Source organism: Streptomyces sp. NPDC050388, assembly GCF_040655635.1.
In the GTDB taxonomy this organism is placed as follows: domain Bacteria; phylum Actinomycetota; class Actinomycetes; order Streptomycetales; family Streptomycetaceae; genus Streptomyces.
This window is the reverse complement of record NZ_JBFAKH010000001.1, coordinates 299,067-311,045: the sequence shown is the minus strand read 5'-3', so window position 1 is coordinate 311,045 and position 11,979 is coordinate 299,067. Positions and strand designations below refer to the sequence as shown.

The 11,979-nt window shown below is 73.6% G+C and carries 8 protein-coding genes; all 8 read right to left on the bottom strand.

The genetic code is table 11. From position 1 onward, the window contains the following. Positions 1-142: 142 nt before the first annotated feature. Positions 143-556, bottom strand: a complete 414-nt coding sequence (locus AB0I73_RS01375) for a globin (RefSeq protein ID WP_109379140.1) — start codon at positions 554-556, stop codon at positions 143-145. A gap of 123 nt (positions 557-679) precedes the next feature. Then, on the bottom strand, positions 680-1,957 hold the full coding sequence (locus AB0I73_RS01370) for an FHA domain-containing protein (RefSeq protein WP_363032537.1): 1,278 nt from the start codon (positions 1,955-1,957) through the stop codon (positions 680-682). 81 nt (positions 1,958-2,038) lie between these two features. Further along, positions 2,039-3,385 carry a VWA domain-containing protein gene (locus AB0I73_RS01365; RefSeq protein ID WP_363032535.1) on the bottom strand — a complete coding sequence of 449 codons (1,347 nt, stop codon included), beginning with the start codon at positions 3,383-3,385 and terminating at the stop codon, positions 2,039-2,041. A 145-nt stretch (positions 3,386-3,530) separates the two neighbouring features. Further along, positions 3,531-5,054 (bottom strand): protein phosphatase 2C domain-containing protein, encoded by a 1,524-nt coding sequence (locus AB0I73_RS01360; RefSeq protein ID WP_363032533.1) that lies wholly within the window; start codon positions 5,052-5,054, stop codon positions 3,531-3,533. A gap of 3 nt (positions 5,055-5,057) precedes the next feature. Further along, positions 5,058-7,820, bottom strand: coding sequence for a tetratricopeptide repeat protein (locus AB0I73_RS01355; RefSeq protein WP_363032531.1), 2,763 nt, complete (start codon positions 7,818-7,820; stop codon positions 5,058-5,060). Positions 7,821-7,842: 22 nt separating this feature from the next. Then, positions 7,843-9,180, bottom strand: a complete 1,338-nt coding sequence (locus AB0I73_RS01350) for a hypothetical protein (RefSeq protein WP_363032529.1) — start codon at positions 9,178-9,180, stop codon at positions 7,843-7,845. 90 nt (positions 9,181-9,270) lie between these two features. Then, positions 9,271-10,311 (bottom strand): glutamate ABC transporter substrate-binding protein, encoded by a 1,041-nt coding sequence (locus AB0I73_RS01345; RefSeq protein WP_363032527.1) that lies wholly within the window; start codon positions 10,309-10,311, stop codon positions 9,271-9,273. A gap of 11 nt (positions 10,312-10,322) precedes the next feature. Continuing rightward, positions 10,323-11,795: a hypothetical protein gene (locus AB0I73_RS01340; RefSeq protein WP_363032525.1), complete on the bottom strand. Its 1,473-nt coding sequence runs from the start codon at positions 11,793-11,795 to the stop codon at positions 10,323-10,325. Positions 11,796-11,979: the final 184 nt, after the last annotated feature.

Genomic DNA, 11,979 nt, shown 5'->3' with positions numbered 1-11,979 from the left:
TGTCGTCCGGACCTCCGGGCGATCGTGTCAGAGGGAGTCCGTCACGGGGTAGCACTCGTGGCCCGGACTTGACCGGATCGTGATCGGATTCCGGCGACGGGCGACCGTAATGCGCACGTCCGCGAGGTGCCGGGCCGGTGGGTCAGTCCGGGGAGTTGATCATCGTGGCGGCGGCGTACGTCAGGTACTTCCACATCGTGTGGTCGTGCTCCTCGGACAGGCCGAGCTCGTCGAGGGCGTCGCGCATGTGCTTGAGCCAGGCGTCGTGCGCGGCCCGGTCGACCTTGAACGGCACGTGCCGCATCCGCAGCCGCGGATGGCCCCGGTTCTGGCTGTACGTCGTCGGACCGCCCCAGTACTGGATCAGGAACAGCCTCAGCCGCTCCTCGGCCGGACCCAGGTCCTCCTCCGGGTACATGGGCCGCAGCAGCGGATCGTCCGCCACCCCCACGTAGAAACGGTGGACGAGCCGGCGGAAGGTCTCCTCCCCGCCGACCTGCTCGTAGAACGTCTGCTCCTGAAGCGTGCCGCGCCGAATCTCTGTCACGCCGTCCATGGTCTCAGACACCGCGGCATAGGCCTCAGGACCTAGGTCTTCGAGGTCTCCGGGGCTCCGGCGTTCCCGCCCCCGCCCGTCTCGTCGGGGAGGTGGGGGCGGGAACGCCACGGGTGTGCCGTCTCAGCCCCGGTGGATGGTGATCGTCGTCCAGGCGCCCACGTGGACCCGGTCGCCGTCCTGCAACGGGACCGGGACGAAGGGCTGGATCGGTTCCTCCGAGCCGTTGACCGTCGTGCCGTTCGTCGAGTTCTGGTCGACGACCGCCCAACTGCCGTCCGGCTGCTGCACCAGCACCGCGTGCTGGTGGGAGACGCCCGGGTCCTCCGGCGGTGTCGACAGGTCGATGTCGGGGGTGTCACCGGTGGAGTGGCGCCGACGGCCGATCGTGAGCTGGTTGCCGGTGAGGGTGCGCTGCTGCTCGGGCGAGTACGCGGGCAGGTTCAGGCCCGTGGCCTCGGGGCCGGAGCGGTGCATCATCGCCATGAAGTAGTCACGGTCCGGACCGATCGTCGCGGTCCAGGTCACCGGAGCCTGGGGCTGCTGCGGGAACCCGCCGGGGCCGGGGGGCGCCTGGGTCGCACCGGGCTGCGGATAGCCGTAACCACCGGGACCGCTCGGACCACCGGGGCCGTTCGGGCCGCCGGGGCCGCCGGAGGGCGGGGGGATCACCCAGTCGTCGTCACCGCCGCCGAAGGAGGGGCCGCCCTGGTGCGGCGGACGGCCGGTCTCCTGCGGGAATCCGGGCGGGGCCGGCGGGCCGCCGAACGCCTGCGGGCCACCCGGAGCGCCGGGGCCCCCGGGACCGCCGTAGCCACCCTGGCCACCGGGACCGCCGTGACCACCCGGGCCGGGCGGCGGGGGGACCGGGCGGGAGGGGGCGCCGCCGAAACCGGGCGGGCCCGGCGGGATCGGCTCGGCGGGCCGGTTCACCTGGGACGGACGGGAGCCCTGGTACTCGTAGGAGTCACCGCCGTACGCCGGGCCGGGCGGCTGCCGGTACTGCCCTCCGGGACCACCCGGTCCACCGGGCCCACCCGGTCCACCGGGCCCGCCCGGTCCGGGGGGCACCGGACGCGGGGCGGCCGGCGTGTACGAGGTGGCCGTGTTCGTCAGGAAGTTCCACCGGCACTCCTCGCAGAACGGCGCGCCGCCCTCACGCGGCGTGCGGCACTGCGGGCACAGCTCCGCCCGGCCGCCGGGGCCGGCCGGGTCGCCGAAACCGCCGGGACCACCCGGGCCGCCGGGTCCGGACTGACCTCCGGGAGGCGGGAATCCGTAGCCGCCGCCGGGTGGCGGTGGGGGAGGAGGCGGCGGGGGCACGGACCCCGCCATGCGGTGACCGCACACCTCGCACCAGTCGTCGGAACCCGACTGGTGTCCGTTCGGGCAGGTCGGCATGTCGGCGCTTCCTCCTCTCCTTTTCGGTCGCTTCCGACCGATAGTTCTCCGGCTTGGAGGCCGGGCTCGTTCACTTCAGATTCACTTTTTTACACGAACGGTCTTGGTGGACCGGGTTTCGAGTGTCATCTCGTCGGCCTCCTCGACCCTCGCTTTCAGTCGCACAGTACCTGTCGAGGCGTCGACCACGTCCACCACCTTCGCCAGCAGTTTCGCGGTATCCGCGTTGCCGGAGGCGCTCGCGAGCTGAACGGCGCGGCCCAGTTTGGACGTTGCTCCGTCGAAATCGCCCGCTTTGCGCAAGTCGAGACCTTGTTGGATGACTTGCGCCAGTTCGGCCTGCCCGGTGTAGTGGGCGACTTGGGGGTTCAACGATGTGGAGGCGGCCATGTCGTCCGTCCACACCGCCCGCACGAGACCCTGCGCACCGAGCTTCTGAACACCCTCCCCGGGCTGCGGGATGACCAGGGAGAGCCGGGCGGCGAGCATCTCCTGCCCGATGCCGGCGGGCGGGACCTCGACGCAGAGGTGGTAGTCACGGGACTCGTCGCCCCAGGAACCCAGCGGGTAGTCGCCCGCCCGCGGGCCGGCTTCGGTACGGCGGCCGCTCAGTTCCTCGACCGTCGGCGCGACCTGTTTGACGAACTTCACAGTCGTGCCCACCGGGGTCCACAGCCGCAGGCAGACGTCCGCGACCTCCTTGCCCATCGCCGTCTCCATCATCCGCGTGAAGTCGGCGGCGAGTCCGGCCGGGTCGGCGACGATGTCGGCGCTGCCGAGGAGGCCGGAGGCGATGGCTGTGACTTCTTTCACTTCCCAGTCGGTGCCCACGCCGCGGGCGTCACAGGTGAACCGCCCGGCGCACGCCTCCAGGGCCGCCTTCAGATCCTCCGGCGACTCGTGCTCGTTGCGCCCGTCGGTCAGCAGGATGCCGTGCCGGATCGCCACGTCCGCCGACGACAGCAGCCGGTCGGCCAGTCGGAGCCAGGTGCCGATGGCCGTGCCCCCGCCGGAACTCAGCGCCCGCAGCGCCTGCTTGGCCTGTCCGCGAGTGGTCGCGTCGGCGACCGCGAGCCGCCCGGCACCGGGATAGACCTCCCGCGCCACATGCGTGCCGCCGACCACCGCGAAGTGCACGCCGTCGCGCAGGGCGTCGATCGCGGCGGCCGTGGCGTCCCGGGCGTTGCGCATCTTGGTCGGCGGATAGTCCATCGAGCCGGAGCAGTCGACCATGAGCACCACGGCCGCCGACGGTCCCTCACCGGGTGCGTAGAGGTGGGGTGCCGCCACCGCGCTGCCGATGGTGCCGCCGCCGGTCGCGGTCACCGTGACGATGGCGTTGACCTCGCGGCCGCCCTCCGGCAGGTACTCGTTCTGGTACACGTCCACCGAGAACTGCGGCACGTCGGATTTCGAGAAGTTGGCCATGCCTGTTTCTCTCCCCCTGGAGAACCCCGCGACGGTGCGGGGCGACGACAGATGACGGACCGGTCCCCTCCGGTTCGTTGGCACCTTCCCGCGGCTTCCCGCGGCTTCCCCGTAGTTTCCCCGCGGGGGCCCGCCGTACGCGGCCTCAGGCCGATCCTGCCCCCTGCGGCACGGCCGGGAACGGGACGAGGGCCACCGTCACGTTGTCGTGGCCCCCGCCGTCGAGGGCGTGACCGACCAGGACCCGGGCGGCGTGCAGGGGGCGGACGGCGGCGTCGACGGGGACCACCCGGGCCATCTCCTCGGCCGACTCCGCGTAGTTCCACAGTCCGTCGGTGCAGACCACGACCACACCGGGCCGGTCCGGCTTGAACGACGCGGTGTGCGGCTCCAGTTCGTAGGCGTCCGCGCCGAGCCAGCCGGTGATCGCGTGGGCGCGCTGGTCGGCGTACGCCTCGGCCTCGCCCATCAGTCCCGCGGCGACCATCTGAGCGGCCCAGGAGTCGTCCTCGGTGAGCCGGGCCGGGGGTGCGGCGCGGTCGACCGGCACCCAGTACACGCGGCTGTCGCCGACCCAGCCGACGACCAGCAGGCCGTCGGTCACCACACTGCCGACGAAGGTGCAGGCGGGGGCGTTCTGGTGCGGGGACCGTTCGCGGTCCGTGGCGGGCTCGTCGGCCAGCGCGTCGACCGCGTCCGCCGCGGCGACGATCGCGTCGTGCATCGCCTGCTGCGGGTGCGTGCCGCGCGGCAGGGCCGCGAGCAGCGACTCGTTCGCCGCCCGGGACGCGGCCAGCGAGGCCTCGTCGGGCCGGGTCGCGGAGGAGACGCCGTCGCAGACGATCGCGACCGAGGCGGGGGAGCCGTCGGGCAGCGTGGTGGTGCCGATCCCGAAGGCGTCCTCGTTGCGGTGGTGGCGCAGGCCGCGGTCGCTGACCGCGGCCAGCGGGCCGCATTCCTGTTCCATGTGGTCCCGTTCGCGTGGCTGGGCGTGGCCGCAGTTCTCGCAGTAGCCGTCGTCGTCCACCCTGCCCGTGCGGCAGGCCACGCACACCGTGGTGTCCGGGACGCTTGCGGTCTCCGGGGTGCCCGGGGTGCCCGGGGTGCCCGGGGCGGGCTGTCCGCGCTCGGCGGACACGCGCGGGTCCGGGGCCTGGAGCGGGTACTCGTCGGGCTGCGCGACCGGCTGGGCGGGGCGGTCGAAGCGGACACCGGAGGACCGGGCCGCGCCGGCGGCGGGAGGCGCGGCGGGCGGGGGCGCGGGCGGGGCGGCAGGGCGCGGTGGCACCACCGCCGGTGCCGCGGGTGCGGGGTGGGGGGTGGGGCCGGACAGCGGCAGGCCGGCCGAGTCCGTGCCCGCCGGGTCCGTCGGCCGGTGCGTCGGGGCGGACGCGCCGGAACCCTCCGGACCGGCGGCGGGCCAGCCCGGTCCGGGCGGCGCCGGGGGCGCCGCGGGAGGCGTCTGCGGGGGCCGGACCGGGGCCCCGCGTTCCGCCGGGCTCGGCGCGGGCACCGAACCGTTCATGACGATCGTCGGATGGTCCGTCGGCGGTGCCGGGACCGCCGACAGGTCGTATCCGCACGCACCGCAGAAACGATCACCCGACTCGAGGGGTTCCTCGCAGCTCGGGCACTTCGACAGAGCGGCCTGCTGGGGCATTTGCGACATCAACTACACCCATGTCCGGGGGCGGTAACGGTTGGCACGTTCCACCAGGTCGATCCTCTCCTCACCGCTCCGCGCCAGCCGGGCCAGCGTGCGGTACGAACGCTCCAGCCCGAAGCGCAGGTTCCGCTCGTCCAGTCCGCTGCCGAGCAGGGTCCGTCCCTCGGCAGCGCTGCCGGCGTTTCGGTTCCCCCGGCCCGGCGGGGCCGGAAGCGGAACGGAACCCTGGCCCCCGGAGAGTACCCAGTCCAGCGCGCAGCCGAGGACCTCGGCCGACAACTGCTCCCGGCGCGCCGGATCCAGACCGTACGACTCCAGGGCCTCGACCTGGGACGCGGCGGCGCTCAGGTCGTCCAGGAACGGTGCGTCACCGGCGGTGGCGGCCCGCCCCCGCAGTCGGGCGCGTACGGCCGCCACCCGCGCGGCCGTGTAGTGGATGGAGGACTCCGGCACCGACTCCAGCGTCCGTACGGCGCCGCGCCGGTCACCGGTGGCGAGCCGCACGCGGGCCAGGCCGAACGCCGCGCTCACATGGCTCGGGTCGGTCGACCACACCAGGCGGTAGTACTCGGCGGCGTTGTCGAGCTGGCCCAGCACCTCCGCGCACAGGCCGAGCGCCAGCTTGGGCGCGATCTCGCCGGGGAAGGCGTCGTAGATCGCGTCGAAGGCGAGCGCGGCGCCCTCGTGGTCGCCGGTGACCAGGGCGGCGACCCCGCGGTACCAGACCACCCGCCAGTCGTCGGGGTCCCGCTCCTCCAGGGCCCGCAGCGCGTCCAGCGCGGTGTCCGACTCGCCGGTCTCCAGCCAGGCGCGGATCTGCCGCAGCCGGGTCTCGGCCGACGGCGCGGGCGCCGCCGCCAGGGCGTGGACCAGCTCGGCGGGCGCGGAGGCCAGCAGGCCCGCCAGGAAACCGGCGTTGGGGTCGGTGGGGTCGACGTGCGGGGCGGGCAGGGCGAGGGCCGCCGCGGGAACGTCGACGGGCCTGACGACGTCCGCCGGGCCGGAGGCGGCGGTGGTGCCGATGGCGGGGGAGGCGGCGGTGGCGGTTCCTTCGGCGAGCTGCTTCCGTCCCGGCGCCCGTCGTGATCCGGCGCGCTGCACCGCCCGCACCCCGAGGCGGGACACGTCGCCCCGCGACCGGGGGAACAACTCCGTGTCCGTCACCCGCGGTTCCGGGCCGAACAGGGCCGACAGGGCGGGGCGGGCCCGGCCCGACCGGAGCGAGACGACCTCGCGCAGGACACCGGTGAGCTGCTCGCTCATCTCCTGCGCGGAGGCGAACCTGCGGGCCGGATCGGGGTCGGTGGCGCGGACCAGCAGCCGGTAGAACGATTCGTACTGCCGGAAGACCTCGATGTGGTCGGGGTCGGGCAGCGAGTCCGCGTAGACGTTCGTGTAGCCCTGGAAGTCGAAGGTGAGGACGGCGAGCGTCCGGGCGACCGTGTAGAGGTCGGAGGCGACCGAGGGGCCGACGTCGGCGACCTCGGGGGCCTGGTAGCCGACCGTGCCGTAGACGGCCGACTCGTCGTCGTCCGCCCTGCGCACCGCGCCCATGTCGATCAGCTTGAGCTCGTCCTCGGTCTGGATCGCGTTGTCGACCTTGAAGTCGCAGTACAGCAGGTTGCGGCTGTGCAGGTGCCCCAGCGCCTCGAGCGCCTCGATGCCGTACGCGCACGCCTGCTCCACCGGCAGGGGGTCCCGTCTGCCGTCCGGCGTCCGGCGGCCGTTGGCGATCTCCTTCAGGGCCTTGCCGCCGACGTACTCCATGACGATGTAGCCGTCGAGGGAACCGGTGCGTGGGTCGAGGTGCTCCACGAAGTTGTAGATCCGCACGATGTTGGCGTGCTCGATCTCCGCGAGGAAGCGCCGCTCGGAGATCGCCGCGGCCATCGCGTCCTGGTCGCCCGTGTCCAGCAGGCCCTTGAGGACCACCCAGCGGTCCGAGACGGCCCGGTCCACGGCGAGGTAGATCCAGCCCAGTCCGCCGTGCGCCAGACAGCCGACCACCTCGTACTGGCCGTGCACCACGTCGCCGGCCCGCAGCTTCGGGACGAACGAGTACGGGTGGCCGCACTTGGTGCAGAAGCCCTCTGTACGACCCGGCCGACCCGCCCGCGCACGGCCCACCTGGGTCCCGCAGTCCGAACGGGAGCAGAATCGCTTCCGCTCGGGCACCTCGGGGTTGTCCAGCACCATCGCGCGCGGGTCGGGGCGCGGGATCGGCGGGACCTGGACCAGCCCCGCGCCCAGCCGGCCGCGGCCGGAGGAGCCCGCCGACGAGCCGGAGCCGCGCACCGACACCGAGCGTTCGGCACCGCCTCCCGGCAGGGAACGGGAGAGCCGCCCGGACACCGAGCGCCGGGACCGGGACGAGCGCGATGGCCGCGACGACTGTGACGGCTGTGACGACGCGCGTGAACCGCGGCCGCCGGACCGGGAGCCGTGGCCACCGGCGGTGAGACCGGTGGGGACCGAGCCGACCATGCCTTCCCCAAGCTCTCGGCTGCTCCCCCACTCTCGGCTTCGCTCGAGCGGGGGGACCCCCATGAGCAGGGGAGACCCCAACGGTGACACGACGGGAGCCAGACCGCAGGTGTCGCAGTACAGCTCGCCGCCGCCGACGTCCTCGTAGGCACCCTCGCAGCCGGGGCGCTGACAGGCCCGGGGAGCGACGGCCTGCGCCTGCGACTCCTGCGGCTCCTGCTGTTCCGCCCGCGCTCCCTGCCCGTTCCGCCCCTGGCTGTGCGTCCGGTTCTCCGCCTGACTCATGCCGCTGCCTCCCCGTTGTCGCTCATGCGCCGGGCCTTTCGCCCTCCTCGGGCGTGCCCTGACCGGGCACCCGGGGCGCGGTGCCGAGGAGTTCGGCGGCCGCGTGCTGGTAGCGCAGTACCGCCTCCCGGGCGACGCGCAGATCGCAGGGCGCGCTCCACAGCATGCGGCGCGCCCTCTCGTACCGCTCGACCAGCACGGTGTCCTCCGCGAGGCCGTGCCGGGCGACCTTCGCCCGGTACGCGTCGAGCCGGCCGCGCAGCTCGGCGCGGATCGCCAGCGGTGCGGTGACCGCGGTCAACGACTCGCGGGCGCGCTCCAGTTCGTCCTCCGCCTTCTGTTCCAGGGACTCCAGGAGCGGGGACAGGCGGTGCCACTGGGCGTGCCTGCGGTACTCGGCGGCCGTCGCCAGCTGCTCCTGCAGCGCGGTCGGCGGCCCGCTGACGACCGGCACCTCCGTCGCGGCGATCTTCGCGAGCACCTCGCCGCGCGCGATGCGCGCCTCGGCGAGGGTGCGGTCGGCGCGCGACAGGACGTCCCGCAGTCGCACGATCCGCTTCTCGGAGTCCTGACGGACCGCCAGCACCGCGTCGATCTCGCGGCGCACCTCCTCCAGGGCCCGTGCCTCGCGGTCGTACACCGTCGTGTCCGGTCTGCCGCCGCCCGGCGCCGAACTTCCCTCCGCGGGCTGCCAGAAGGCCAGCGGGTCTGACACCACCTGTTCGCGCAGCGCGGTCAGGGAGTGGGTGATCCGCTCCAGGTCGTCGCCCGCCGGATGCTCGCCGGGGCGCACACCGACCGGGTGCGCGAGCCGGCGGGTGCGCCGGAGCTCGGCGGCCAGTAGATCGATCCGGGCGGGCAGCGTCGACCACACCGCGTCCGCGGCGACGACCATGTCCAGCGACGACGCGTACAGCTCGTTCATCCGCTCGACCAGCGTGGCCAGCGAGTAGCGCTCGCTGAGCCGGTTCCCCGGCCGGCCTCGGGACGTCGGCGCGTTCGCGGCGGCAGTGGCCGAGCCCGGGACCGTGACGCACTCGCCGCGCAGCAGCTCCGTCAGCTCCGCCAGGTCCTCACGGCTGGACCAGCGGCGCCGGGCACGGATCTCGCGGGCGGTGCGCAGGGCGCCCGTGTACGCGTCGAAGTACGTCCACAGCAGCGTGATCGACGCCTCGGTGGCCGCCCAGCGCTCCTCGGTGCGGCCGGTGAGGCGGGCGCCCTCCAGGAGCCTGCGGCCCGCGTGGTCCTGCAGGGCCAGGAGCGAGGTCTCGACCGCCTCGTGCTCCGCACCGAGCCGCGCGAGCGCACGGTCCACCTCGTCCCGGTCCATCACCGGCCCGGTGGGGTCCGTGTCGCCCATCGGTCACCTTTCGCTGCGGGTCGGTCGTTGAAGGTCGTTGACGGTCCGTCTTCGGCGGTTCGTCTTCGGTGGTCGGTCCTTGACGGCTGGTCAGTCCGTGCGCAGGTACTGCGGGGCGGGTGGCCTCGACTTCGCGGGATCACTGCCCAGTGTCGCCGACAGCCATGTCTCGTACGCCTTTTGCCACCCGTCCTCGGTGTCCTCGCGGAAGTCCACCAGGATCTGGTTGACCCGGCGCAGCAGGTCCTTCGCGTTCTTCTCCATCGCCACGCCGTAGTACTCGGTCGTGAAGGCGTCGCCCTTGAGTTCGACCGTCGGGTCCTGGGCGGCCTGGCTGGCGGCGAGCGCGCCGTCGGTGACCACCGCGTCGACCTCGCCGAGCTGCAGCCGCACCAGGCAGTCGAGCTGGTTGGGGACGGTGGTGCGGATGTCCGCGGACTTCGGGAGCCTGCCCGCCGCCTTGTCCTCCTCCAGCTTCGCGTACGCGGTGGAACCGGCCGCCGTGCAGATCTTCCGGTCCGCGAGCGTCTTGTCGTATCCCGTGACCGACGACTCCCTCGGGGCCAGGACCTGCTGTCCCGTCCTGAAGTACGGGGCGGAGAACGCCACGTCCCGGAGGCGTTCGCAGTTGATCGTCATCGTGCGGACGACCATGTCGACCCGGCCGTCCTTGATCGCCGGGATGCGCTGGTCGGTGGGGATCGCCTTGAACTGGACCGCGTCCCGGTCGCCGAGTATGTCCTCGGCGATGCGGTGCGCCAGGTCGATGTCGAAGCCCTCGAGCTGTGCGCCGCCCCCGCCGTTGGGGTCCCGGTAGCCCCAGCGGTAGCTGTTCTGGTCGATGCCGACGATCAGCTTGCGCTTCCCGTCCGGCCGGTTCTTGATCGCGTCGATGGTGTCGCCGTCCGCGCCGGAGGGGGACAGGGTCTGCTTCTCCGGATCGGTGCACTCCGCGTCCGCACCGACGGCGTCCGTCACGGTGTGCCCCGCGGCCTTCGGGGCCTTGACGGCGGGGGACCCGGCGCGGGTCAGCACCAGCGCGAAGATCAGCGCGAGCACGCACACGGTGGCCATCGCGCCCACCCCGCCCCAGCCCCGCAGGCCGGCCCGCAGGCGTCGTGCGTTCCTCATCACGCCCCCTTTCACCGGTACTCCGACAGCCTGCGGCCGATGCCCAGCACCGCGCCGGCCGCGCCCAGCACGGCGAGGCCCGCCGCGCCCTCCGGCAGCCCCTTCAGCGCGTCCCGGCCACTGCCGGCCGCCTCCGTGAACTCGGCCTCCTCGTGGGCGAGCGCGGCCGCCAGGCTGTCGTCGACGCCGTCGAAGCACTCGCCGGTCGCGCCCTTGCCGCCGATCACCAGGTCCAGCGCCTGCTGGTAGTTGCCCTTCTCGTCCTGCTCCCGGGCGGCCCCGTGGCGCTTCTTCCACTCCGTCATGTTGCTCACGGCGGCGGTGACCGGCTTCTCGCCGCCGCTGTCGTCCGCGAGCTCTCCGGCCCGGGCCAGGCCCTTGCCGAGGGCGTCCATGTCGCGTTCGAAGTCGTAGTCGTAGGCGTCGTACGTCTCGCCGCCGACCTTCTTCGTCTCGGCGCCGCGCGACACCAGCGTCAGGTTCTCGTTGCCCCGGGCCCTCAGGGAGGCGATGCGGGCGTCGTGCAGCACGTCGAGCGAGCGGACGCCGTGGTCGTAGGAGTCGTTCAGCCCCGAGCGGGCGAGGCTGTGGCCGGCGACCAGCCAGAGCAGGACCACCGTGGACGCCGCCGTGGCCGCGACCAGGCCGTGGTTGAGCACGCGGTGGGTGCGCAGGTAGGTGCGGCGTTGCGTCCAGGCGAGCGCGGCGAGGGCGACGGTGCCGAGCGCGATGGCCGCCCACGGGTAGGGGGTCGCGTCCGCGTAGTCGGCCTGGAGGCGCTGGTTCTCCTTCTCGTAGAGGTCCTCCGCCGCCGGGAGCATCTCCTGCTGCATCTTCTCGTTCGCGTACCGCAGGTAGGCGCCGCCCACGGGGTAGCCCTGGCGGTTGTAGGTGCGGGCGCGCTCCACCAGGCCCTTGTACTCGGGCAGCAGCCGGTTCAGTTCGGCGATCGTCGCCGCCGACGAGGAGTCGGGGTCGGAGTTGGCCGCGGCGTTGACCAGTTTGGCGGCGGCGGTGCGGATGTCCTTCTCGTAGCGGTCCCGGGAGGCGGCGGTCTCCTGACCGCCGGCCAAGAAGCCGCTGGAGACCGCGGTGTTGGCGTCCGCGAGGGAGCGGTAGATGTCGGCGGCGTCGGAGGTGAGGGGCTGGCTGCTGGTGAGGACGGCGTCGGCCGCCGCGGCCCTGTCGGTCATCTGCCAGGCGGTGACGGCGCCGAAGGCGACGACCAGGGCGGCGAGGACCGCGCCGATGACCCGCAGGCGGCCGGGTTCGGTGGTGGCGGCCTCGCGCAGGCGCACGGCGCCCTCGACGAACGCCGTGCGCCGGGGTGCTTCCGGCGGCCGGGGCGCGGGGAGCCGGGAACCGTCGGGCGTGTGACGGGGGGCCGCCGACGCGCTGCCGGGCCCGGACCGCGGCGGTACGGCGGGCACGGTGGGCGCGGCCCCGCCCGGCGGTGCCGCGCTGCCGCTCGGCGTGTGTGTCACCCGACCTCCCCCGTGGTCATCCGTCCCGCCAAGTATCGCCGCACGGACCGACATGTGCACCGGCTTTGGCGTGATCTTGAACCGCCCACCGGTTCGTCTGCCGATCCGACTGTCCGCCGATCCGACCGGCCGACGGCCCGCCGATCCGGCTGCCGGTTCGGTGGCGATCCGGCTGCCGGTTCGC